23 protein-coding genes are annotated in these 25,615 nt (G+C 36.4%); 15 read left to right on the top strand and 8 right to left on the bottom strand.

Annotated elements, in window-relative coordinates:
* From ACRXC1_RS04975 to ACRXC1_RS04965, 3 genes are all read right to left on the bottom strand, one after another.
* Positions 1-1,350 (bottom strand): ATP-binding protein, encoded by a 1,350-nt coding sequence (locus ACRXC1_RS04975; protein ID WP_433656988.1) that lies wholly within the window; start codon positions 1,348-1,350, stop codon positions 1-3.
* Positions 1,351-1,362: 12 nt separating this feature from the next.
* On the bottom strand, positions 1,363-2,796 hold the full coding sequence (locus ACRXC1_RS04970) for an MBL fold metallo-hydrolase RNA specificity domain-containing protein (RefSeq protein WP_433656986.1): 1,434 nt from the start codon (positions 2,794-2,796) through the stop codon (positions 1,363-1,365).
* Positions 2,797-3,178: 382 nt separating this feature from the next.
* A complete protein-coding gene (locus ACRXC1_RS04965) occupies positions 3,179-3,802 on the bottom strand; it encodes an FMN-binding negative transcriptional regulator (protein WP_433656984.1) in 624 nt (207 codons plus the stop codon).
* Between the two features lie 62 nt (positions 3,803-3,864).
* Here ACRXC1_RS04965 and ACRXC1_RS04960 point away from each other — a divergent pair, with 62 nt between their 5' ends.
* Positions 3,865-4,569, top strand: coding sequence for a hypothetical protein (locus tag ACRXC1_RS04960; protein WP_433656982.1), 705 nt, complete (start codon positions 3,865-3,867; stop codon positions 4,567-4,569).
* Here ACRXC1_RS04960 and ACRXC1_RS04955 read toward each other — a convergent pair.
* Positions 4,559-4,978 carry a CBS domain-containing protein gene (locus ACRXC1_RS04955; RefSeq protein WP_392856450.1) on the bottom strand — a complete coding sequence of 140 codons (420 nt, stop codon included), beginning with the start codon at positions 4,976-4,978 and terminating at the stop codon, positions 4,559-4,561. The two genes, ACRXC1_RS04960 and ACRXC1_RS04955, sit on opposite strands and share 11 nt — an antisense overlap.
* 265 nt (positions 4,979-5,243) lie before the next feature.
* On the opposite strand from ACRXC1_RS04955, the gene ACRXC1_RS04950 reads away from it, so the two are divergent.
* Positions 5,244-5,627 (top strand): response regulator, encoded by a 384-nt coding sequence (locus tag ACRXC1_RS04950; RefSeq protein ID WP_433656979.1) that lies wholly within the window; start codon positions 5,244-5,246, stop codon positions 5,625-5,627.
* On the opposite strand, the gene ACRXC1_RS04945 is transcribed toward ACRXC1_RS04950, so the two are convergent.
* On the bottom strand, positions 5,624-6,952 hold the full coding sequence (locus ACRXC1_RS04945; RefSeq protein WP_433656977.1) for an MATE family efflux transporter: 1,329 nt from the start codon (positions 6,950-6,952) through the stop codon (positions 5,624-5,626). The genes ACRXC1_RS04950 and ACRXC1_RS04945 overlap by 4 nt on opposite strands.
* Before the next feature lie 113 nt (positions 6,953-7,065).
* Here ACRXC1_RS04945 and ACRXC1_RS04940 point away from each other — a divergent pair, with 113 nt between their 5' ends.
* Positions 7,066-8,340 carry an acetyl-CoA hydrolase/transferase family protein gene (locus ACRXC1_RS04940; RefSeq protein ID WP_433656975.1) on the top strand — a complete coding sequence of 425 codons (1,275 nt, stop codon included), beginning with the start codon at positions 7,066-7,068 and terminating at the stop codon, positions 8,338-8,340.
* A 1-nt stretch (position 8,341) separates the two neighbouring features.
* On the opposite strand, the gene ACRXC1_RS04935 is transcribed toward ACRXC1_RS04940, so the two are convergent.
* A complete protein-coding gene (locus ACRXC1_RS04935) occupies positions 8,342-8,863 on the bottom strand; it encodes a TetR/AcrR family transcriptional regulator (RefSeq protein WP_392907285.1) in 522 nt (173 codons plus the stop codon).
* A gap of 108 nt (positions 8,864-8,971) precedes the next feature.
* Between ACRXC1_RS04935 and ACRXC1_RS04930 the strand changes: the two genes are divergently transcribed.
* From ACRXC1_RS04930 to ACRXC1_RS04910, 5 genes are all read left to right on the top strand, one after another.
* The gene (locus tag ACRXC1_RS04930) at positions 8,972-9,424 is read left to right on the top strand and encodes a MarR family winged helix-turn-helix transcriptional regulator (RefSeq protein WP_433656973.1); all 453 of its coding nucleotides are present in this window, start codon (positions 8,972-8,974) and stop codon (positions 9,422-9,424) included.
* Between the two features lie 49 nt (positions 9,425-9,473).
* The gene (locus tag ACRXC1_RS04925; RefSeq protein WP_433656971.1) at positions 9,474-10,769 is read left to right on the top strand and encodes a TolC family protein; all 1,296 of its coding nucleotides are present in this window, start codon (positions 9,474-9,476) and stop codon (positions 10,767-10,769) included.
* Positions 10,770-10,771: 2 nt separating this feature from the next.
* A complete protein-coding gene (locus ACRXC1_RS04920; RefSeq protein ID WP_433656969.1) occupies positions 10,772-11,440 on the top strand; it encodes an efflux RND transporter periplasmic adaptor subunit in 669 nt (222 codons plus the stop codon).
* An 11-nt stretch (positions 11,441-11,451) separates the two neighbouring features.
* The gene (locus ACRXC1_RS04915; protein WP_433656967.1) at positions 11,452-14,493 is read left to right on the top strand and encodes an efflux RND transporter permease subunit; all 3,042 of its coding nucleotides are present in this window, start codon (positions 11,452-11,454) and stop codon (positions 14,491-14,493) included.
* A gap of 152 nt (positions 14,494-14,645) precedes the next feature.
* Positions 14,646-15,242 (top strand): hypothetical protein, encoded by a 597-nt coding sequence (locus ACRXC1_RS04910; protein ID WP_433656965.1) that lies wholly within the window; start codon positions 14,646-14,648, stop codon positions 15,240-15,242.
* A gap of 37 nt (positions 15,243-15,279) precedes the next feature.
* On the opposite strand, the gene ACRXC1_RS04905 is transcribed toward ACRXC1_RS04910, so the two are convergent.
* Positions 15,280-15,642 carry a c-type cytochrome gene (locus ACRXC1_RS04905; protein WP_392907267.1) on the bottom strand — a complete coding sequence of 121 codons (363 nt, stop codon included), beginning with the start codon at positions 15,640-15,642 and terminating at the stop codon, positions 15,280-15,282.
* 146 nt (positions 15,643-15,788) lie between these two features.
* Here ACRXC1_RS04905 and ACRXC1_RS04900 point away from each other — a divergent pair, with 146 nt between their 5' ends.
* The 7 genes from ACRXC1_RS04900 to ACRXC1_RS04870 all read left to right on the top strand — a co-directional run bounded on the left by ACRXC1_RS04900 (position 15,789) and on the right by ACRXC1_RS04870 (position 24,568).
* Positions 15,789-16,691 carry a DMT family transporter gene (locus tag ACRXC1_RS04900; protein ID WP_433656963.1) on the top strand — a complete coding sequence of 301 codons (903 nt, stop codon included), beginning with the start codon at positions 15,789-15,791 and terminating at the stop codon, positions 16,689-16,691.
* Between the two features lie 78 nt (positions 16,692-16,769).
* Positions 16,770-19,088, top strand: a complete 2,319-nt coding sequence (locus ACRXC1_RS04895) for a fatty acid cis/trans isomerase (RefSeq protein WP_433656961.1) — start codon at positions 16,770-16,772, stop codon at positions 19,086-19,088.
* A 51-nt stretch (positions 19,089-19,139) separates the two neighbouring features.
* Positions 19,140-19,901, top strand: a complete 762-nt coding sequence (locus tag ACRXC1_RS04890; RefSeq protein WP_433656959.1) for a glutathione S-transferase C-terminal domain-containing protein — start codon at positions 19,140-19,142, stop codon at positions 19,899-19,901.
* 66 nt (positions 19,902-19,967) lie between these two features.
* Entirely contained in the window at positions 19,968-20,669 is a 702-nt protein-coding gene (locus ACRXC1_RS04885) for a 5'-methylthioadenosine nucleosidase (RefSeq protein ID WP_433656957.1), read from the top strand.
* Between the two features lie 10 nt (positions 20,670-20,679).
* Entirely contained in the window at positions 20,680-21,096 is a 417-nt protein-coding gene (locus ACRXC1_RS04880) for a hypothetical protein (RefSeq protein WP_392907255.1), read from the top strand.
* An 8-nt stretch (positions 21,097-21,104) separates the two neighbouring features.
* Positions 21,105-23,051 carry a bifunctional 2',3'-cyclic-nucleotide 2'-phosphodiesterase/3'-nucleotidase gene (locus tag ACRXC1_RS04875; RefSeq protein WP_392907252.1) on the top strand — a complete coding sequence of 649 codons (1,947 nt, stop codon included), beginning with the start codon at positions 21,105-21,107 and terminating at the stop codon, positions 23,049-23,051.
* Positions 23,052-23,191: 140 nt separating this feature from the next.
* Positions 23,192-24,568, top strand: a complete 1,377-nt coding sequence (locus ACRXC1_RS04870) for an HAD-IG family 5'-nucleotidase (RefSeq protein WP_433656954.1) — start codon at positions 23,192-23,194, stop codon at positions 24,566-24,568.
* Here the strand turns inward: ACRXC1_RS04870 and ACRXC1_RS04865 are convergent.
* Positions 24,558-25,526 (bottom strand): histone deacetylase family protein, encoded by a 969-nt coding sequence (locus ACRXC1_RS04865; RefSeq protein ID WP_433656952.1) that lies wholly within the window; start codon positions 25,524-25,526, stop codon positions 24,558-24,560. The genes ACRXC1_RS04870 and ACRXC1_RS04865 overlap by 11 nt on opposite strands.
* Between the last annotated feature and the right edge of the window lie 89 nt (positions 25,527-25,615).

Genomic DNA, 25,615 nt, shown 5'->3' with positions numbered 1-25,615 from the left:
TTAAGCAAGTGGAAGTTCAATTATAAAAGATGTTCCTTGCCCTACTACAGTATCGATAGAAATATTTCCGCCATGTTCTTTTATGAAATCAAAAGAAAGAGACAATCCAAGTCCACTCCCCTTTCCATACTTCTTAGTTGTAAAATAAGGATCGAATATTTTCTTTTTGATAGCATCGCTTATTCCAGGCCCTGTATCTGAGACTCGAAGAAAAGCAGTATCACGATTACTAGAAAGCTTAACTTTGATCTCCTTAACTTCACAATCTTCGAGTGCATCTTTTGCATTTGAGAGAAGATTGAATATGACTTGTTGAATCTTTCCAGGACAGCCTTTAACTAATAGCTCCCCAACAGAATTTTCAAAAGAAACATCGATTCCATAATTCTCATAAATCTGATCTAACATAGAGACACTATTCTTTGTGACCTCATTCAAGTTGAACTCGACGATTCCTTGTTCATCCTTACGGGCAAAAGTCCTAAGGCCCTTTACAATATTCTCAATTTGAATCGAAGAATCTTCAATTTTCTGGAGTGAGTTATTTATATACTCTTCATTTTTACTTCCCTTATACAATTCTCTTTTTAACCTTATCAAATAGCCTTTAATAACAGTTAGTGGCCCATTTATCTCATGACCAACACCTGCGACTAAATCGCCAATAGTTGCTAATTTCGAACTATGATGAATTACCTGATCTTTTTCCTGAAGCTCTTTTAGATAATTAATTAACTTTCTCTTTAGCGGTATAATAACTTTGAAGAATTCATAAATTAACAAAAGTATAATTAAGCAGAACAAGAATAATTCTATTTTACTTAAATTTAATACTCTTGATTTTGAAAAGTCAGCAGATTCAAAAACAATCTTATTCATCTTACCTAAGAAGATTTCCGTATCGACAACAATATTTTCAAGCCGCTGATTCACATCAGTACAATTAGTAACAATACAAGTGACATCATGATCAATTTTCTTCAAAATTTGATCGAGTTTAATATACTGCTGTCTAATATCTTCAGTAAAAGCAGGTACAATTCCTTTTTCAGTACTTCCATTTTTAAGTGTATCATGAGAAGAAAGCAGGAGTTCCTTTGTAGCAATAATCTCATTATTTAATTTTAAACGATCTGACAGTTTACTATCATAACGGTATAATAGTATTTGTTTTGCAAGTCTTTGGCTTAACATACGCTGTCGTCCTGCCAAGTTAATTACTTGTGAATAACTTTCTTGTTTAAGGATAAAGAATTGCATCAAGGCTTGAGAAATAATAGTAAATAAAACGATCGAAACAAAAGCAACAATATACTTTAAAGTTACACTTCTTTCGTAATCTACCTTCATCTGGCCCTTACCTCAAGCCGCGATTTTACTGGCGACCTTTGCTTGATTATCATAAATATTTTCCAAATCAAATTCCTCTCCTAGAGTTGCTATCGTTGTTCTAAAACTTAACTGTGATTCTAAAAGAGTTTTGAAATGACTTGCGGCCTGTTCTTCTCCATGATTAAGAATTACTAATTTTGGCGAAATACGAGATTCATTTAACCATCCAATGAGATCTAAATAATCACCATGTGCCGATAAAGAATCTATATAAAATATGCTAGCTCGAACAGGAATTCTCTGCTTATGCATATGAAGTTCTTTCTCTCCATTAATTAAAATGCGACCTTTCGTTCCTTCTGGCTGAAAACCGACTAAAATTATTCCGCTATCTTCATCTACAATATGCTTCATAACGTGATAGACAACTCTGCCACCATCTATCATACCAGAGGCACTAACGATGATACGTGGCCCAGATTTATCCATAAGAGCCTTAGAGTCTTCAACATCCTCTACTTCTTCAAACGTATCAGGGTAAATATCAATATCCTCTGTTACATGATCTTTAACATGACCTTTATGAAAACAGTCATTAAAGATTCTGTTAGCCTTCTTAGAAAGCGGACTATCAAGATGCACAGGCACACTGGGAATGGCCTCATCATTCATAAGCTCTTTAATAAGATAGAGAATGTCTTGTGTTCTTCCAACAGAGAAGGCCGGTATAACAGCGACACCACCACGCTTTAAAATTGTATTAAGATACATTCCTAGAACTTCTTTTGCAGGAATCCTGGCATGCAGTCTATCTCCATATGTTGACTCCAAAACAAGATAATCAGTATCACAGATAACTTGCGGCTCGTTTAAGAGAATGTTTCTCTTATGCCCAACATCACCTGAAAAAACTATCGTTTTAACTTCACCAGTAGATGTTTTATAGCGGATACGGATGAAGCTTGCTCCAAGGATGTGACCTGCCCAATAAAATGTAATAGCAATATTTGGAGAAATTGTTAATTCTTGTTCAAAGTCGACAACTTCAAAGTGTTCAAGAACAGCTTGAGCTTCTTCTGTTGTATAAAGCGGAAGTGCGGGTTTGTGTCTTGAAATCTTTTTTCGATTGGCATATTTTGCATCTTCTTCATGGATACGGGCCGAGTCCATTAATAGAATTTGGCAAAGTCTAAATGTCTCTTTTGTACAGTAGATCCTTCCACGAAATCCATCACGATAAAGACGAGGAAGAAGGCCTGAATGATCAATATGTGCGTGAGTTAAAAAGACCGCACTTAACTTACTTGCACCGTGATAGCTCATCCAATTTCGTTCACGATTTTCCTTGGCCCCTTGATAAAGGCCATAGTCAACTAAGTACTGTTCTTTGTAGTCCTTTCCTACTTTAAGCAATGTCTTTGATCCGGTTACACCTCCGGCAGCACCAAGAAAAGTAATTTTCATCGATAGATCCTTTTTATGATTTAAATACGTGTAGTACCTATCGACGATTTAATAGTTAAGAATATTTAATATTAACTAAAGAATGGTTATCTTAGTTGAGTAATAAATTCGACTAACAAAAACATCACAATCACTTTGCAAAAAATAGACCCGAAACAAACCTTTAAATATTTTTTTAGTCATATACTTATTACATAGGAAAACAACTCAAGGAGAATATTATGAGAACTACAGAAAAAATTAATCTATCAACAAAAGGGTCAGTTTAATACTGACCTTTTTTTTTACTTCATCGCACCTAAAAGAGGAGTCCCAATTACAACGACCTAAGCGAAGTTATGAGAGAGAAAATGTTAAATTATTGATGAAAGAGCTAGAAAGCTTATAAATTCATTCTTTGGGCGACTTCAATTTTATATGGATCTCCTGAGTGGCCTAAAGCAGAGATAACTCCCTGCCTATTCTCAAGTGGTTGATTTTGGCTAAGCTTCCACTGCCCTTCAAGGGAAGTCACTTCAACTTTAACTCCAATAATTGCTGCTAGAAGCTTTTGTGTATAATCAGCGGGAGCATCTTCAATCTTCCAGGGGTTACGACTTCCCGCCTCCTGTTCATTAGTAAGCATCTCAATGGACTTTAGAATCCACTTCTTATCTTCAATAAAAGAAATTTTTCCACGAGCGTGAACAACAATATAATTCCAAGTTGGTACAGCTTTACCAGTCTCTTTCTTTGTTGGGTAATGATTTGGCGAAATATAACAATGAGGTCCATTAAACGTAGCAACGACTTCACTAACATCAAGTCTTTTCCTCCAAAGAGAATTAGCTTTTGCAATATGGCCAAATAAAAAGAGCTTCCCCTCTTCTTCGACAACACAAAGAGGAAGATGATTAACCTCAATCCCTTCGGCTCCGTTAGAGATAAGATTAGCAAATGTCGTCTCCCTCATCTGCTTTATTAACTCGGCCTTATCTTCTTGTTTGAATAACTTTGGAATATGCATTCTACTACCTCTAATCCATTTATTAATGCTACAATGATAACTCAATAAACACTGGAGTTTAAATGCCTTATATTCTAAGCCCAATTATTACAGAGTCAATGCCTGGAATGTGGTTTGAAGGCCAAGGCTATAAGCGAGAGAATATTTACTCGATGAATGATCCAAAAGGTCCTCCCGTAAATTATGATGCCCACCTTCTAAAACCTCATAGCTTGACTCATATGGAAGCGCAGTCTCACACCATGAAAGATGGGATGAGCGTTGATGACTATTTTAAGAAGCAAATAAATTCATTCTTTGGGCCAGTCACTGTCGTCAAACTAAAAGGTCAAAATTGGAAACCAGTAGAAGGCCTAGATGGAGTTTTTCATTGGGAAGTCTCTCTTAGTGAGCTTAAAGAGGAGCTTAGAGATGAAATGCCCAATAAGTTAATTTTAACAGTCGAAGACATGCCAATAAATGAGTCACAACTTCACGACCCAAATTATGTGCTAACACTTTCACAAGAAAGCGCTGACTACTTATTACAAAATCCAAACTTTAATATGTATGGAACTTCTTGGAAGTCTTCGGACTTTAATCCAGGGAGTAGAAATAGACCAATTCACAATACACTCTTTAAGCAGGCCGCGATCTTTGAAAATTTAAAGCTTCACGATGTGCCAGCTGGAAAGTATTTCTTTTCAGGATTTCCACTCCCCCTTCACTTAGCTTCTGAATCACCGGTTTGCCCAGTGTTATTTACCAAAGAAGAGATTAACTTCTAATATCACTTCTCTTATAAGCATCGTCGACAAAGACTTCAACAAGAGCATTAAGTGCATCTGTTACTGTAAAGATACCGTAGACACGATTTCTATTATTGAGAACAATTGCAGACCCAACTTTGTGACTTGCTAATTGATAGGCAACTTCACCTAAGCTATCGTCCTTATTAACTGCAAGAACAGATTCATTCATAAAGTCCTTAACAAGAACACCATCACACCAGCTCTTTCCATAAATCGACATGACATCTCTTTCAGAAATGATTCCCACAATTTGATTCCCGTCACTTACAGGAAGATGCCTAATTCCATTGTCTTTCATAATCTTAAAAGCAATATCAATGCTGGCATCCTGATCCACAACGTGAACAGCAGGAGTTGTAAATTCTTCGACTGATATATGTTTCATATATGCCTCCTAAATTAAATTTAGATTAGCACAATGGATTAATTGGTAACTGACAAGTGTCAGTTTTTACGAAAAAAATTCTTAAAATATGCCTTAACCTTAAGGCAATAAAAGCGAAAATACCAAAAAGATGGAATACAAATATAGACTTAAAATCTTAAGTAAACCAACCTAACCATCTAGAATAAGGCTGGGCCTAAAAAGATGACATTCGTCACATTTAAGTATTTGCCTTAGACCTAAAGATTACATACAATTTTTATATATGTTAGCCAAGAAAAGGGTCCTTGTTGCAGAGGACGAACCGACATTAAATGATATCTACGTCGAAACCTTTGAGTCATTTGGTTATGAAACCATTGGTGTAAAAGATGGTGAAATGGCACTAGACTATGCAAAACACAACCCAGTAGACTTCGTCGTCACTGACTTAAAAATGCCAAAGATGGATGGACTTAAGCTCTTAGAAGAGATTCGTAAACTTAATGCTCAAGCACCTCCTGTTTTAATTATCACAGGCTTCATTGATGAACTAAATGCACAAAGGGCCAAGGAACTTGGTGCAGTTGATCTTATGACGAAACCCTTTGACTTCGATAAGGTCATTCTCTATATCGAAGAGAAGTTAAGCCAGCAAACAGAATCCTAGATTCCCCACTCTTTTGAAAGCTCACCAATTCTCTTCTTAAATAAAAGAGACAGAATCATTGAGACAATTGTCAGTCCAATAGCAAACCCCGCCCAAAGTCCGGCCGCTTCCATTCCATGCTTATAACTAAGATAAACACCTACAGGAATTGCAATTAACCAGTAACCACAGAATGAATAAAGCATTGGTTGTTTACTCATTCCAAGACCTCTTAGAACTCCCCACATGGCAACTTGTAGGCCATCAGGAATTTGAAAGAGAGCAACGTATAGGAAAAGCCCTGAGCCATATAAAATAACGGCTTGATCAGTTGTGAAAAGTCCCATTAAAAACTTATGAAAGAAGAAGTAAAAAATTGCAGTCATTACCATATAAGAGACGGCCATAAAGATACACCCATACGAGTAGTTCTTTATCATCTCCATATCCTTACGTCCTAGAGCATAGCCAACCTTTACACCGGCAGCACCATTAATTGCGAGAGGTACCATAAAAGTTAACCCCGCAATAGTTAGGACGATATTGTGAGAAGCAGAAGCAACAAGACTCATACGACCAATTAAAACCGTGACAGTTGAGAACATGAGAACTTCAATAAAAGTTCCAAGTCCAACGGGAATTCCAAGCTTAATAAGTTCTTTAAACGACTTCTTACTAAAGTGTGTTTCAATTGGAAGCACACGGTAAGCATAGACATAAATAATAATAGCAAGAACAAAACGAGTTATGACAGTTGCAACGGCAGCTCCTTTAATTCCCATTTCAGGAATAGGACCAATACCAAACATTAAGCAGTAATTCATAATGAGGTTAACAACATTCATAATGATAATAAGTGAGTTTGCAAAAATCGTTTTATCAAAGGCCTGAAGATATTCCTTAATCATCTGAAAAATGAGTGCCGGAATAATTGAGATATTTACCCAATAAAGATAAGTCTTAACAAGAGGAACGATTTCCTTATTTAAACCAATATGGTCAACGAAGTATGTAAAGATATAAAGAGCAGTACAGATAACACTTCCTAAAAGAAGCGCTAAAGTCATTCCACTACCCCATACACCATTTTCATGTGGGTTAGTTTCTTCTCCACGCATTCTTGCCGTAACTGCACTAACAGAGAATAGAGTTGATATTCCAATCATAATAAATGGAGATAGCATTCCTGCCGCAACCCCAATGGAGGCCACTGCTGATGTGGAATAACGTCCGGCCACAAAGATATCACCAACGTTAAAAAGCATCTGACCAACTTGGCCGATAACAAGTGGAATAGTAAAATAAATGAGTTCTTTGAGTCTCTTGCTCGTTGTTGCAACTACCATAATAGTTAGAGGTTATACCTCAATTTTTTAATAGATGGCATATAAAAATTGTAACCAAATATACTTTAAATCTCGGCCAAAAATTCGTAGAATATGAACACAAAGGAGTGCTTGTGAAAATTGTTTCAAACGCAGCGGAAGCTTTATCAATAGTCTATTCAAACTCAAACATTTTTATTCATGGTGGAGACTCAACACCACAGGCCCTAATTGATGGCCTACTTGAAAATGCACATAAACTAAAAGATGTAACGCTTACTCACCTCCACACTCATGGTGATGCGAAATATGCAAATGAAGAATATTGTAAAAACTTTAAAATCATAAACCTCTTTGTTGGTGGTAACGTAAGAAAACATATCGACTACCAAAGAGTCGATTACCTTCCATGTTTTCTGTCAGAAATACCAAACTTGTTTCGCAGTGGAAGAATCCCTCTAGACTTTGCTCTTATTCATGTAAGTCCACCAGATCAACATGGCCATTGTACTCTAGGTACTTCTGTTGATGTTGCAAAGGCCGCAGTAAGTAATGCTAAAGTTGTTATCGCACAGATCAACCCAAATATGCCTCGCGTTCATGGCGATGGGTTTATCCATGTTAATGATATCGACTATGCTATTGAAATTGATGAAAAAATTGTTGGCCATCAAGAGGTTTGCTTAAGTGAAGAAGATTTGAAAATTGGACAACTAACTTCGACACTTATTGAAGATGGATCAACTCTACAAATGGGAATTGGTTCAATCCCAGATGCAGTTTTGGCGAGCCTAAAGAATCATAAGAATCTTGGTATTCACACAGAGATGTGGTCAAATGGAGCTCTTGATCTCATTAAAAGTGGTGCCGTTAATAACTCTCTAAAAAATGTTCACCGAGGAAAAACGGTTAGTGCCTTTATTGTTGGAGGCCAAGATGTTCATGACTTTATTAATGACAACCCAAGTGTCATTCAACTTGAAGCAGACTATGTAAATAACCCAAGTATTATTAAGAGAAACCCAAAGGTTTGTGCCATTAATAGTGCCGTAGAAATTGATCTTACTGGACAAGTTTGTGCAGACTCAATTGGCCATCATATTATCTCTGGGGTTGGTGGACAAATGGACTTTATGAGAGGAGCTTCCCTTTCTGAAGGCGGTAAGCCAATTATTGTCATCAACTCACGTAGTGCAAAGGGCTTTCCAAAAATCGTTCCAACTCTAAGGTCAGGAGCAGGGGTTGTAACAACTCGTTCACATATGCACTACGTCGTTACTGAATACGGTATTGCTGATCTTTATGGAAAGAGCCTTAATCAGAGAGCACAAGAATTAATTAGAATTGCTCACCCAGATGACCGAGAAAATTTAGAAAAGATGTGGCATGAAACGCACTGTAGAAGATAATCTACAGTGCAGCTATTGGGGATTGGCATAATAACTCAACCATGCCACTTCCCTCATATTTTTCTTTTGCAACTTTTAAATCAACCCTCTTAAAGATCATATACGAAATAAATGATCTTAAATTTAATAGGAATGGATTATCTTGTCCGTGAACTGAAACATATGAATCTGAAACATAGCCTTCATAGATATCTCTAAAACCAGGTGAATCGATAACAAGAAGCATGACACAAATTGCGATAGCTTCCTTACCTTGCTCGACTCCTTGGTTAATGGCCTGATTAAGCTCTTCAACCGAATCAAATGTTTGTTTTGAAATCTCTTTAATTTGATCAGCTAGGAGATTTATACAATGTTCTCCACAAGTTGTTATGAATTCTTCTTTAGAGCCGAAATGATAAAGAACTGAAGAAACATTAATCTCGGCCTTCTTCGCAATATCTCTTAGACTCACACCGTAGACACCATTTTTGGCCATTAAAGGAATTGCAACATCAATCAAATTCTGTTTAGTCCTATTCATCTATCTACTACCTTTTGTTAACTTAAGGTCAAATTGAATAAAATTCTTGATTCAACTTAGTTAACATGTTAACTATATAGTTAACACATTAACAAACTTGGAGTAAGAATGTCAATAATGAAGAGTGAATTTGTACAGGAAAGTATTATCGGACGTATGATCCGTACAACTCGAATCCTCGATAAAATGGTATCCGAAGAAGTTTCAAACTTTAAGCTAACGAAGCCTCAATTTGACGTCCTAGTCATTCTACACCTAACGGATCAAGAGTCAGTAACAACGACAGAATTAGCTGATGAGCTACTTGTCTCTAAGGCAAATATCACTGGAATCGTTAAACGACTTGAGATGGCCAACCTTATAAAGAAGGCCGTTGATGAGAATGATACAAGATCGAAGAAAATCACCTTAACAGAGGACGGCCTTGATTTAATTAATAAAGTACTCCCACGCTACTTTAGTATGGGTCAAGAGCTAGTATCAAGATTTACACCAGAGGAAAAATCTAAACTTCTTTGTCAGTTGGGCATGATTGAGGAATTTTACCAGTCAAAAAGATAAAACAGCTAAGAATCAAAAAAGAGACAGAATAGACAGGAGAACGACACTCATGAGAAGGATCAAGACCTATATCGTCTTGTTTGGACTGGCCAGTAGCGTAAGCGCTGCTCAGTACAAACTAAACGAACAATCAGTAGTTGAACTTGCAACTAAAAGAAATGAAAATGTTGGAATCGCTAGACAAGAACTAGAGCAAGCAAGAGAGTCGCTGAGCAGCGCTACCTCAAACTTATTTCCAGTTCTATCAATATCGGCCGGCGTATCAAAGAATGATGGTAAAGGAAATATCATGCCACATGGATACGACTGGAATCACAATGCGAGAGTACAACTAACTCAACCCCTATACACTTTTGGAAAGATCTCAAGTGGTATCGACATTGCACAGTCAGCAAGTCGAATTGGCGAATTAAAGACAGTTGTCACAAAAGCAGAAGTTCAAAATGTTGCTAGACAGCTCTACTATAGAGTTCTATTCAATCAAGAGCTGGTTAGAATTACAAATGACTCATATAAGAATGCTGTTAAAAATAAGAAGGCGCTTGAAGAACGCGTATCTTACGGACGTATTTCAAGAAATGACAATATCAAGATGCAAGCAGACCTTGCCAGTCGAAAACCAAATTGGATTATTGCAAAGAAAAACCTAAAGAACGCAATCTTAGACTTAAAAAACTTTCTAGCATTACAGCCTGAAGATGATGTTCAAGTTGTAACTGATAATTTCAATGCAAAAGATAAGATCGCAACGATTCCATCAAACCTACAAAAACTTGATGAAACAGTTGATGTAAAGATTCTAAAAGAAAGCATTCAATTATCAGACTTCTCAGTAGAGCTTGCAAAAAGCCAACGCCTACCTGATCTCGGGCTATTTGTTGCCTACTCTCCTCTTACTTATCGAGTGGATAAACCATTTACAGGAGATATTTCTCATAACCAAAATGATATCTCATTTGGACTTCAATTTACATTTGATTGGGATCTCGGAGGAAGTAAAAATTCAGAAGTTGCCATTAAAAGAAGTGATGCAAATATCGCACGTTTAAAATTCAACCAACTTAGAAGAGAAATCAGAACTCAGTATTTAAAATTTGAGCAAGACTATGAAGGGCTACAAGAGCGATTTGATGCCGAATCTGAAGCTGTAAAGCTAGCCGCTTCATCTTATAAAGTAGCACTTAGTTCGTTTAAGTCAGGTGGAGTATCTCAACTTCAATTAAATGATAGTGAAATCCAACTTACTCAACATCGTCTAAATCTTGCCCAAACAAAACTTCAACTAAAAGTGACTCGTGCAGAAATGGATAGACTTCTTACGAGTACAACGAAGGGAGAAAAATAATTATGAAGCAATTAATCTTCGTTCTAGTTGTAGGTCTACTTTATGCGGGTAGCTTGTATGTAAAAGACCTCGACCTTCAAAGAAAAAAAGGAAAAGAGACTGCCACGATGTATACAATTCGTGCAAAGTCAGGAACTCCAGTCAATACAACGAAAGTTACAAGACGAGCATTCTCTAATTTTGTTATTGTAACAGGTAGTAATATCGGCCCTAAGATCCACGCATCAGTGGCCCCAAAAGTAGCAAATTTAATTCGTCCAGGAGCTCTTGTTAGTATTCGTGTAAAAGACAAGAAAGTTTACGGTAATGTTGTTTCAGTTGATACCAAGGCCGACTACCTGTCTGGTCTACATAAAATTATCGTTTCTTTTGCAAACAAAAAGATCCCAACAAACCTCTATATTATGAATATTGAAACACACAAGCTTGAAAATGCTTTGACGCTAAGAAGAGAAGCTGTTTCAGAAAGGGGCGGTTCGCATAATGTCTTCATCGTTAATGATAAAAATATCGTCATGAAACGTAATATTGAAGTAAGCGATAGTAATGAGGATCTATACGTTGTTAAAAGCGGACTAAATGAAGGCGACACTGTCGTACTTAGTGATCAGCGCTACCTAACAGATGGCGAGAAAGTCAATATCATTGATGCGCAAGTGGATCAGGATTAAGGAGTTATAAGATGATCGAAATATTTGTAAAACGCCCTGCCACGACAATCATCTTCATTGCCATCTTTATGGTAATGGGCTTGGTTTCAATTGGTAATTTAATTATCGAACCTACACCTAAAGTTGAGCTTCCAATTATTACGGTACAGACAATCTACCCAGGAGCCTCTCCTGAAGAAATTGAATCTCAAATTTTAAAGAAAATCGAAGATGAAATTTCTGAAGTATCTCAAATTAAAAAAATTAAATCGGATGCAAGAGATAGCTTTGGTATAGTTGTTATTGAATTTGAAATTGAAGCAGATGCTAATATCAAGTCAATTGAAGTTAAAGATAAGGTTGAAGCAATTTTAAATGATTTCCCTGACGGTGCAGATCGCCCTATTATTGCGAAATTCGACCCTTTAATTCAACCAATTGCAACCCTTGCTCTTTCAAGCACAAAGCATGATCTAACTCAAGTATATGAGTATGCGGACAAAAAACTTAAGTCTCGCTTATCTTCAATCAATGGTGTTGCCTCTGTTGATATCTTTGGTGGACGAGAGAGAGAAATCAATATTGAACTTGATAATAACCTTCTCATTCAAAACTATCTTTCAATTGAAGATGTACTTTCTGCAATTTCAAGAAAGAACTTGAATATTCCAGGTGGCTCTATCAATACAACTGATTCTAAAATTAGTGTTCGTTTTGTTGGTGAGTTTGCAAACGTAGATGAAATTAGAAATTTAGAAGTAGTTTCTAGAGAAGGACAAGTTTTCAAACTTATTGAGATTGGAAATGTTACAGATAGTTTCAAAGAAGTTGAAACGATGGCACGCTTTAATGATAAAGAGGTCGTAGGACTATCAGTTCTAAAACTTTCAGATGGTGACGCCATCAAAATTGTTGATAACGTAAAAAATGCACTTGCCCAAGTCCAAAGTGAGTTACCAGATGGAATGAATCTTGAGCTTGTTGTTGATACGACAAGAATTACACTTGATGATACAAAAGGAACAATTAACTCGATCTTCATAGGAATTGGATTAACGATTGCTATTCTTCTAACTTTTCTTGGAGATTGGCGTGGTGCTCTAATTGCAAGTATTGTAATTCCAACATCAATCATCTCAACACTTTTCCTTATGGATATGTCATCGTTCTCAATTAATGTTATGACTCTCCTTGCGTTTGGTACATGTTTAGGAACACTTATTGCCAACGCTCTTATTATTATTGAAAACGTTTATAAGCATCTTAAGATGGGAAAGGATTCTCAGTCTGCTGCCATTGACGGAACAAAAGAAGTTTTACTGGCCGTTATGGCATCTTCGGGAACAAACCTTGTCGTATTCACGCCACTTGCTTTCATGGGTGGTATCGTTGGTAAATTCATGCTGCAATTTGGGATGACAGTTGTCTTTGCAACGATCTTCTCAATCTTAGCATCTGTTACTTTAACACCTATGCTTTGTGCCCTACTTCTTAAAGATCCAGATACTTTAAAAGGGCCATTTCCTAAGCTTGCAGGTCTTGTTGATCGCCTTCTTGCGTGGGTAACAAAACAGTACCGTTGGTTCTTTGATAAGTTCATGAACTGGCCAATTACTTCAATCATTGTTCTCATGGCATTATTTTTTACAATTGTTTATCCGGCAAAACGAGTTGGAAACGAATTCCTGCCAAAATCTGACCGTGATGAATTTAAAGCATTTATCCTGATGCCAGATGGTTCACCAGTTGAAAAGACTGCACAAATCACAAAGCAAGTTGATGAGATCATCAGAAAATATCCTGAAGTTGTCTCAACTCTTTCCGATATTGGTTATGACGGAGAAGAAAGATCTCGTATTACTGTTAACTTAATATCTGCAACAAAACGTAAGAGAGACTATAAAGAAATTATGGATGACCTACTTCCAAAGGTTTCTAATATACCTGAAGCAGAGATTACTCTTACAGGTGGTAGTCGAAATGCAAGTAATGACGGTGATATCACGATTAACGTAACTGGTGATGACTTTGATAACATGGTTATCGCTTCAGAAAAAATGCAAAAGATCATGAAAGATTCTGGCTACTTTAGCTCTATTGAAAGTTCATACAGAATTCCAAAAATGGAGATACAGTTTATTTCTGAACCTCAGAAAGTAATTCGTCAAAACCTTTCAAGCTCACGTCTTGGTGGAACAATTCGAGCACTTGTTAACGGAAACGATGATGCTGTTTATAAGGAAGGTGGAGAAGAATACGATATTAACGTAACTCTTGCACCAGAGTTCAAGAAAAACATTTCAGATTTTGATAAATTTTTAATTCATGGAAAAGATGGACTTATTCCTATCTCAAGTCTTGGAAAGGTTCAAGTTGTTGAAGCAACTTCACCACTTAAAAGACGAGATAAGGAAAGAATCATTCAAATTAAGGCCTTCGTTGTTAAAGGCGTTGTTGGTGCCATTATGGGAGACCTAGGTCAGAAATTTAATCAGGCGCAACTACCAGAAGGGACGAAGTTTATGTTTGCTGGACAAGCAGAAAGTCAAAAAGAGTCTCAACAGGAGATGGGTAAGGCCTTCATGCTGGCGGTTATCTTAACTTATATGCTACTTGTTGCGATTCTAAATTCTTTTGTCTTCCCTATTTCCATTGGGTCAGCGATTCTAACATCCTTTCTAGGATCATTTTTAATGATGTTCTATACAGAGCAGACAGTTAATATTGGTTCCATGATGGCCATTGTAATGGTTGTTGGTCTGGCCGTTAATAATGCAATTCTTATGATTGAATACACCCAGCAAAAACTTAATGAGGGAGTTGAGATTAAGGAAGCACTCTGGTTAGGAGCTCAAGAAAAGCTTAAGCCAATTCTTATGACTTCCATTGCGATTATCGCAGGAACAATGCCACAGCTGTTTATGATCGATAAGATGAAATCGGCCATGGGAGCTGTTCTAATTGGAGGGATGCTGGGATCAATCTTCTTCACTTACACTCTCGTGCCAACGATTCACTTGGTAATTTACCGAGCGAAAACATGGTTCTCAAACCTAATAAATTCAAGAACTTAAAGTATACAAAGGCTCCTAAACAGGGGCCTTTTTTTTCGTCTACATTTCAGACATCTCCTGTAAAACTTCCCTCTTTGAACAAATTCACCTCAATAAATGTTATAAGTGTTCATTATTTATTTAGCCAAGAGAGTAATAAGAGAGAGTTAAAGATGAGATCAATTATCCTTACTTCAGTTCTATGTTCAGGAATTTGCCAAGCAATGCCAATGCCTTCAAAAGGTGTTGTTAAAGTATCAGATGGTGCTAAGGCAAATTGTAATTCAAAGAAAGACTTATATCGTAATAAGCTGCAAGCTTACCGAGTTAAGAATTATAGCTCACAACAAAAAGGCGAAAATATTGAGTTAACACTTAATATTCAAATGGTTCAATGTAGTGAAACTGATAAAGGCTTTGCTTTTAAAGATAAGAATATTTTCGATTTATTTACTTACAAAACATATCGTAATCTTGAAATGGAAGTAAGAACAAAGAGTGCTAATATCCTCTTTTATCAAGATGGTGTTTATAAAAAACTTTCACAGGTTGATATCATTGATAACCAAGACCTCTCAAAGATTACAGCAAACTTCAATGTGAAAGACTTACTAACAAAAGAGAAGTACGAGCAGTATCAAAATGGTGAAAGTGTAATTACAAGCTTAGACTTTAGCCTTAAGCGCCTTATTGAAATATCAGGAAATGATTATAACGGTGTTTATGATCAGAACTACGGTGGATTTAGAATATTTTTTGAAATTAAATAATAAAAAAGGGCCTCTGTAGAGGCCCTCAGTATTTGTCTTATTTTTGATTCATACCTTTGAACTTATCTTTAGACATAGTTGTTACATATGCTGCAACATCTTTAATGTCTTGATCTGATAGCCCACGAACTTTAGTCCACATCATTGATGTGTTCTTAGTCTTTCTCTTCTTAGACTTAATTGCAGTTACTTGCTCAATAATATAAGCAGCATCTAGACCTGCAATTCTTGGACCTTTAACAATCGCAAGCTTACCATCTTTTGCCTTTCCCATACCGTCAGCATTGTGGCAAAGAGCACAGTTAACTTTTTTGTAAATTGCCTTACCTTTAGCAGCGTCACCAGCGTAAGCACTTACACTTAGTAAAGCAGCAACAACAGTGATTTTTAATAAATTCACAATATATCTCCTTTATATTTATAGCGTAGCTATACTTTATTCAATTATCGTCAAATCGTCAGTAAATTTAAAAGAAAATATACCCCTAGGGCCATTAGTTGAGCTATACTCTCTTGCACATAGTGACAAGTTAAAGAGAGTAAAGGATGAACACAAGTGTCATAAGCCTCATTTTAGGGACAATATGCATCGGATTAGCACCCATTTTTGTAAAAAACTTAAGTGGTGACCTTTCTCCAAGTATGATTGGAGCGCTCCGTTGTTCAATAGCGGGATCAATTCTTCTTATTTACCAACTTTTTATTAAGAAAAATTATATCAAGGATAAACGCTTCTATACTATGACGGCCGTCATAGGTTTTTGCTTTGCTATGGACTTATTCTTTTGGCATCGCTCAGTTCACCTCATTGGTGCCGGCATGTCGACAATCCTAGGAAACACTCAAGTATTCTACTTACTAGTTTTTGGACTTATTCTTTATAAAGAGAAAATTACAATAAAAAAACTTTTGGTCTTTCTCTTTGCTTTCTTTGGGGTCTTTCTCATTCTAAAAGGTCAGGTTCAATTCTATCAGTCGGAGGAATTCTTTTGGGGTGTACTCTTTGGGCTAACTACTGGATTGTGCTATTCACTATATACGACATCAATAAAGAAAACTTCATTATTGTCTTTTAAAACAAATGTCACTGCATTAGAAATAATCACATATTCTTCACTTGTAACTGGCGTGCTGTTATTTATTAGCGCCCAATTTGAACAAGGCCACACAGGACTAAGCTTAGAGCATTTACCATCAGTATTTGGACTTGCCATCCTTTGCCAAATCATAGGCTGGTCTCTAATCAGCTATGGACTAAAGAGTGCTCCCCTTTCAGTTTCAGGGCTTATTATCTTGTTGCAACCAGTGATTGCTAAGACTCTAAGTATTTTCTTATTTGATGAGCCATTTTCTTCACTTGAGATCATTGGAGCATCAATTCTACTATTTTGTATTTATTTGGGAACTCACCTTTCTCGCCCAAAAAAATCAAAATCAAATGACAATTAAGTTTAGTCTTAATACCATATTATGAATAAATATAAATAGGTATGGTCTACAATGAAGGTATTTTCATTATTTGCTTTAATGAGCATTTTTCTTATTAGTTGTTCCAATAATAACGAAGTAAATCTTCTTGATCCAAAGACTAAAGATATTCACGAAGAAGCAACAAAGCAATCGCTCAAAAAGATTGAAAATAATAGTGTTGTCTTCTCTCAAAAACAATCAAACCACTGGAATGGCAAAAAGCAATTAAGCTTTAATAAAGATATCAAACCAATATTTGATAACCGCTGTGTTGTTTGTCACAGCTGCTACGATTCACCTTGCCAGCTAAAACTTACTTCAAAAGAGGCCATTGAAAGGGGGGCTTCAAAAGATAAGGTCTACAAAGGAGAGCGCCTCATTGCAGACACCCCGAGTCGTCTTTATATTGATGCAAAGACAGTAAAGCAGTGGAGAGAAAAGGGCTTCTTCTCTGTTTCAAATAATCATCTTAATAAAAGTGTTATGGCAAAAATGCTGAAACTAAAAGAGGTTGTTCCTCTTCCAAAAACAAAGATTCTCCCTACAAGTTTAGACTTTAGTCTTAATAATGATCGCTATTGTCCAAAAGAAGATGAGTTTAATGACTACGCTAAGGCATCCCCTTTTGGAGGAATGCCATACGGACTGCCGGCCTTAAGTAAAAAAGAGAGTGAGCTGATCACGACTTGGATCGCGCAAGGCCAAAAATTTAACAAAGAAATACCTCTTTCTAAAGCAGAGAGAAAAGAGATTAAGAATTGGGAAAACTTCTTAAATAACAATAGTAAGAAGCATCAGCTAATGGCACGCTACCTCTACGAACATCTTTATCTTGCAAATCTTTATTTTTATGATGATCAAAATACAAACTTTTTCAAATTAGTAAGATCAAAAACCCCAACAGGTAAGCCGATTGAAATAATCGCGACACGTAGACCTTTTGATGATCCTAAGGTCAAGAGAGTCTATTATCGATTACAAAAACAAAAAGAAACTATTGTTGATAAAACGCATATGCCTTACCTCTTTAACAAAGAAAGAATGAATTGGTATAAAGAACTATTTATTAAACCAAAGTATCAAGTAAAAGCACTTCCTAGTTATGAATTCTATGAAGCAGCTAATCCATTTTTAATATTTAAGGATCTTCCTGTTCATTCACGCTACGAATTTCTTCTTAAGGAATCCCAGTATACAATTTCTAACTTTATAAAAGGGCCTGTATGTCGTGGTCAAATTGCTCTTAATGTTATTCAAGATCACTTTTGGACATTTTTTGTTAATCCTAAGTTATATAGAGACAGAGAGAATTTCCCACTCACTAATGAACTAAAGCGCATGAGCCTACCCGCACAATTTGCCAATACAGGTGGAGTTCGTTGGTTTAAATACAAGAACGAAGAAGAAAAATACTTGAAAAATAAATCAGACTTCATTGATAAAAATCACTCGATTTTGAATCTTGAGTCGATCTGGGATGGCGATGGAAAAAATCCAAATGCAGCGCTAACTATTTTTAGACACTTTGATAGTGCAACAGTTTTAAAAGGATTAGTTGGCCAAAACCCTAAAACAGCATGGGTTATCGACTACCCCCTACTAGAAAGAATACACTACCTCCTTGTTGCAGGCTTTGATGTCTATGGCAATCTTTCTCATCAGCTAAACACAAGACTCTACATGGACTTCTTAAGACTAGAGGGCGAATTCAACTTTCTAACTCTCCTCCCGTCTAAACAGAGATTGGAGGAGCGAGATCACTGGTATGAAAAAGCCTCCGATGCTGTAAAACAACATATTATTGGACGACATGCTTGGATAAAAAAAGAACCTCTTATTTCATATAAAACAGACAATCCAAAAAATGAACTCTTTACTCTTTTAAAGAAAAGACTCAATTCTGCTTTAACAAATGATTATGAAGTTAAAGATGACGATTTAAAGAGTCTTATGAATAACGAAGAGATGAAGAGAACTTCAGTTAAACTCTTTTCGCAACTTTCTTTTATCTTAATTGAAGATACAAATGAAACTTATACTTTAGTACATAATAATGCTCACTATAATATCTCTCACCTACTAAAAGAAGGAAGACAGCGTATTGCCCAAGAGGATAACTTTACAGTTACGAAAGGAACAATAGGAAGTTACCCAAACACAATTTTTAAGATAACAAAATCTCAAATACCGGCCTTTGTAAATGCAATTAAGAATACAACCTCTGAAGCGGGCTACAGTAGGCTTCTAGATAATTACGGTGTTAGAAGAAGTGATGAAAGGTTCTGGCCAACACTTGATAAAATTCACAACATCGCTTACAAAACAAAACCTATTGAATTTGGACTTTATGATCTAAATCGCTTAGAAAATCGTTAAAGGTATCAAATTTTTGTTAACTTTTTGAAATAACTCTCCGACAGTTTAGCCATGAATAAAGTATTAATCTCATGGGCAGGAAACGAAGAGCTTGAATCCTTTTCTCCTTATTGTGCAACAGTAAATAGAATTTTTTCATTTTTAAATATCGACTTTAGCTTAAAAACTGTCCACGTTAACTCTCAAATTCAGGGAGTCCCTGCAAAGATGAGTAGCCTACCTGCTATTATTGATGGTGATAGGAAAATTCTAGGAATTAGAAATTGTATCAACTACTTCAAGGATCTACGTGGAGAATCTGATTTATTCTTACTTACCAATGAAGAGCAAATGCAGGCCCAACTCTTACAAGACTGGTGTATAAGCTCATTATGGGCAAGTGTCGTATACTTTTCGTACAAAGATATTAACGGACTCAATGCTATGAAGAAGAAATACGCTAAGCTAGCAAAATATGTTCAGGACATTGATGAGTCACCTGAAGAAATAATTTCATCTTTCAAAGAAGCTATCATAAATGGAATCTCAGAATACGAAATCTTTCATAAAGATCAAGCAAGTGCTCTTGATTATTTTGAGTTACAAATTATTCATATCGATGAAATATTAGGGGCCAAAAATTTTATTTTTGGTAATGAAATTAAGTATATTGATATTTTACTCTACACTCACCTTAATCGAATCCTTATTACAGGCCTAACGACATCTGATCTTATTAAACAAAAATATCACCGAATTGTTAGATGGCTTCACAGGGTTGCTGCTCAAACACGTTCAAAAAACAATGTCTACCCTACCCATCTAGAAAGTTAACTGCAATATTTCTAATTATGCTCTTTTTCTATTAAACTTAGATAATAGTTATTAAATGGAGACATTATGAAGAATATTGCCATCGTCATGGCCATGGACTCGGAAGCAGCACCACTTCTTGAGAAACTAGGTATCATAGACCAAGATAAGAAATTAGATCCCAAGCTTCCAATGAAGTTATATCAGTGCGAATATCACGGACATAAAATTTCAATCATCATTAGTGGTGAGTGTAAACATCACAAGGTACAAAATGTTGGTACTTCCCCTGCCGTTGTCTCTACTCTTCTTGCAATTAGAGAGCTTGGAGCAGAAATGATAATCAATGCAGGAACGGCCGGTGGTTTTAGAAAGCGTGGAGCCGAAGTTGGTGACGTCTATACTGCCGACACAACAGTATTCCACGATCGTAGAATCCCAATCCCAGGTTATGAAAACTACGGAGTTTATAAGACAACACACGCTATTGCTCAAGAATATGGGAAACTCCTAAATCTAAAGACTGCAATTATTTCAACAGGAAACTCACTTGATATGAGCACAGAAGATGAGAAACTAATTGAAGCGAATCAAGCTGTGTTAAAAGATATGGAAGCAGGAGCGATTGGCTGGGTCGTTGATCAATTTAATACTCCAACACTCTTTTTAAAGTCTGTAACAGACATTGTTGACGGAGAGCATCCAACGCAGGAAGAGTTCTTTGCCAATTTGAGATTAGCATCGGATAATTTAGGTAAGAAATTAATTGAATTAATCGAAAAAATCTAAGGAGTGATTTATGAAACTACTAGCTGCTATGCTTTTTATACTTCCAACTTTAGCTGCACCATGCGCTGGCCAAGAAGGTCAATATTGGATCAATAACGATGGAACACAAGGTGGCTTTGTTGCCGACACTGCATATGTATCAAAGAATGTTTACATAGGGGAAAATGCACAAGTTTGTGATAAGGCCCAAGTAACAGGATTTGCAAAAATCACAGGAAACGCAATTATTTCAGACTACGCAAAAGTCTGGGGGAATGCTCACGTTTATGAGAATGCAAGAGTCTACGACGAGGCATCTGTTTGGGATAATGCTCAAGCTTTTGGCGAATCTCGTATTTACGGATTTGCAGGCCTAAAAGGAAATGTAAAAGTATACGGTAAAGCACGTATGTTTGATGCTACTTACTCTTCAGGTCGTTATTACTAGGAATTAATATGAGAAAAATCTTTTTATTTTCACTGTCTCTTTTTCTAATTGTAGGCTGTAAGGAACAAACACAAGTAAAGCTTCGTGTTATTGAAACCACTGACCTTCATGGTTACTACAAGGACTACGATTATTATAAGAACGAGGAAAGTAAAAGATTTGGACTTGTAAAGACGGCGACACTTATTAAGAAGTATGCCGCTCAAGCAGATAATTATACTTTAATTGATAATGGTGATCTTCTTCAGGGCAATCCTATGGCCGACTTTGTGGCCACGCATGGGAAAGAAGGAGTTCACCCTGCTTTTAAACTCATGAACCACCTTAAGTACGATGTGGGTAATATTGGAAATCATGAATTTAACTATGGCCTAGAATTTCTCGAGGCCTCACTTAAAGATGCTGCGTTTCCATATATCAACGCTAATGTCTATAAAGATGAAAATGGCAAGCCTGCTTCACCCTACTTCAAACAATACGTCATTATTGAAAAGAAAGTGAAGGACACCAAAGGCCTACCACACAAGTTAAAAATTGGTTACATTGGTTTTGTCCCACCTCAAATTATGATTTGGGATAAGAATAATCTTGAAGGAAAGGTTGTTGCCCGTGATATTGTAGAGGTTGCAAAAGAGCTGACAGCAAAAATGAAAAATGAAGGAGCTGACGTAATTATTGCAATTCCTCACTCCGGAATTAGCACAGATGAATACAAGCTCTACGCGGAAGATTCAGTTTATTACTTAAGCCGTGTTCCATATATTGATGCCATTGCCTTCGGTCATACGCATGCCCTATTCCCCTCTAAAGATTATGAAGGTATCCAAGGTATCGATGCTAAAAAAGGAACAATTAATGGCGTAGCCGCCGTTATGCCTGGTAAATGGGGATCTCATGTTGGGATCATTGATTTAAAACTAAACTTTGATGGAAGTAAGTGGCATGTTATCGATGGCCAATCATCAGTTTACTCAATTTATGACAAAGAATCAGACTCCAGCGTAAAACCAGATCTAGAGCTTGCAGAAATCATTGAAAATGATCACCAAAGAACAATTAAGCTAGCTGGTGAAAAAGTTGGTTTCTCTAAAGAAGAATTTTACAGCTTCCTATCCCTAATTCAAGACGATGCAGCAACTCAAATTGTTTCTAATGCACAAATTGATTATGTTAAAAGAGCAATTCAAGGTGACGCCAATCTGAGCGGTCTTCCTGTTTTATCGGCCGTTGCTCCTTTTAAAACCGGAGGGAGAAAGAATGATCCTAATGGTTATACAACTGTTGATAAGGGTGTTCTCACATTAAGAAATGCAGCCGATCTTTACCTCTACCCTAATATGCTCTACGCTCTTAAGCTTACAGGTAAAGAAGTGAAAATGTGGCTTGAATGTTCAGCGGGCATGTTCGCTCATATCGATCCAAAGTATAGTAAAGACCAGCCACTCATAAACTGGGGAAGTTTCCGTTCATACAACTTTGATATGATTGATGGCCTGACTTACGAGATTAACATCACAAAAAGAAGACATTACGATGAAAATTGTAAGGTTTTAAATAAAGATTCATTTAGAATCGAAAATCTAAAATATCAAGGAAAGGCCGTAACTAATGAGCAGGAATTCATTCTTGCCACAAATAGCTTTCGTGCAACAAGTGGAAAATTTCCAGGGGCCAAGAAATCCAATGTTGTTTTCACTGCACCGGACAGTAATCGACAAGTTCTTATTAACTACATTAGAAGAGAAACAAATGAGAAAGGCTTTGTGGATGCACGTCCAAATGAAAATTGGAAAATCAAGCCAGTTCCAAACGCAGAAAAATTGAAAGTATATTTTGAAACATCGCCTTCAAAAAAAGCAACCAAGTACATAAGAAAGAATTCTAAGTTTAAGCTTAATCGCATTAAAGGCCTAGATGATGAAGGCTTTGCAAAGTACTATATAATTCTAAAATAGACACATTGCTTCCACAAATTCCCAAGGCGTAAACTACTGAATTTACGCCTTGACGTATTAATAATATGACATTTACGCAAAATTTAGATAAAATCTACGGTCCGAGGATTAAATTCTCAAACGATTTAAAAGGATTTTATATGTCAGTATACGTCAATAGAACATTGAATATGAAAAAGATCAAGGCCATTGGTTTTGATATGGACTACACATTAGTTCGCTATAAAACAGAAGCATTCGAAAAATTTGTTTTCGAACTAGTACTTAAAAAATTAGTGGATGTAAAAAATTACCCGAAAGAAGTAACAGAATTAAAATTTGATTTTAACCAAGTTATTCAAGGTTTAATTATCGATCGTCTTCGTGGAAATATTCTCCAAACAAACCGCTACGGGAAAGTAAAGATTGCAAAACACGGTACAAAGCCAATGGACTTTCATGATCAAAATGAAATCTATGGGAATAGTATCATTGATCTAAATTCAGATCAGTATCAGTCTCTGGATACAAACTTCTCTATTTCAAATGGAGCAATGTTTGCAAACCTTGTTGATCTAAAAGACCAAGGAATGAAGCTTCCTGATTACGAAACACTATCTCATGATATCAAAGAAGTTATTGATATCGCTCACTCTGACAACTCTCTTAAGGGATATGTTGAAGAGCATCTTGAAGACTTCATTATCAAAGATCCAGAAGTTGCAAAGCTTCTAGAAAGATTTAAGCGTTTTGGAAAAAAACTAATTCTTATTACAAATAGTGAATGGTCTTGGACGAAAAAATTAATGGAGTACACGATCAATCCATTCTTAAAAGAACACGAGACTTGGACTGACCTATTTGATATTTCAATCTGTCTTGCATGTAAGCCGAGATTCTTTAACGTAAGCAATATGTTTCTAGAAATCCAAACGGATACAGGTCTTATGACAAACGCCGAAGGACCACTTGAACAGAACAAGGTTTACCAAGGTGGATGGGCCGGTAAACTACAAAAAGACCTAGGCCTTGAAGGTGAAGAAATCCTTTATCTTGGAGACCATATTTACGGCGACGTTCTAACATTAAAGAAAACATTTAACTGGAGAACGGCACTTATTTTAGACCCACTTGAAGCAGAGATTGAAGCAATTAGACAGTCAACTCCAACACAAGCTCTTATTGATGCTGAAATGATCCAAAAAGAAAAGCTAGAGCACGAACTAAATAAACTTGAGCTTCTTAAACACGAAGACCCTGAAAGGTATAATAAAGAAGATATTGGTAAAATCTTTAGTGAAATTGATAAGATCAACTCAAAGATTTCACAACACCTAGAAACTTATCGTAAATTCTTTAATGCCCACTGGGGAGAAATGATGAGAGCAGGTCTTGAAGAATCACGCTTTGCTGATCAAGTTGAGAAGTATGCATGTTTCTATATGGCAAAGATCACGGATCTTCTAGAGTACACTCCACGTACTTACTTTAGGCCAAAGAAGAGAATCTTGGCCCACGAAGACTCAACTATGCTTTAAATTTAGATTGTACAAATTGTTGAAAGACTCGGTAGACTTCATCACCGTATCCCCCGGCCATAACCCATGCTTGGGGGATGCCTTTCGACTCAAGTAATTCATACATATAATTATCTCTTTCAAGGCATTCTTCTAAAGTTAACTGAATACCCTTCGCGCTCTCAAGAATATCTTTTTCATAAACATCTGCACCTTGAACAACGATACAAAGGTCATAATCATCTTTAACAAAGTCCCCTATCTGCTTAAGCTTCTCTAGGTAGTTATCTTCGGGTGTCACCGGAATATCAAGAGTGCTTGGAATATAGCTAGAGTTTGTTTTATCAGGATTATCAAGAGGCCATCCATCTTTCATATGAATTGAAACGCAATCAATAGATTCATCACTTGTTACAATTTGTGCCGTTCCATCACCTTTATGGGCATCCATATCCACAACGAGGCACTTCCCTACACCTTTTTCTTTTTGTAACTTTCTAATTGCGATAACGATATCGTTAAACATACAAAAACCACCAGGCCCATCACTCTTAGCATGATGCATTCCTCCTCCTAAGTGATACGAAAAGCCAGATTCAAGGGCATTACAAGCAGCAAGATATGTACCTTCACAATGAGAAAGAGCACGGTTGATAAAATCACTTAATGGTTTAAATGCGGCCGTTGGATCATAACGATGGTAACTTCCATCATCATTAATAAGCTCGTAGGCTTCAAGGACAAGTCCAGTTGGATCAAGCTTAGTTCGTGCACAGAAATCACGATCGTGGGCAAGAGCGAGGTCACTTAGGAAAAAGTGAGTTGATCTTCTTCGCTCAAGGAAAGGTGAATTCTTAAATTCTTCTAAAATTTTTGTCACTCTTTCATCTTTCAAAGGAACGCCAATACCGTAATCGGTATAACTACCAAGGGAGTCTTCCATATAATAGAGTCGACTTTTTTCTGGGTGGTATTTCATAATCATTCCTTTATTAATGAAACTTAGCTTGCCTGATTATCCTAATATTATATAGTTATACCTTAAAATCGCCTGTAAATCTTACAAAT

The sequence above is a fragment of the Halobacteriovorax sp. GFR8 genome, from assembly GCF_050955245.1.
GTDB lineage: Bacteria > Bdellovibrionota > Bacteriovoracia > Bacteriovoracales > Bacteriovoracaceae > Halobacteriovorax_A.
This window is presented reverse-complemented; position numbering and strand designations above follow the sequence as displayed.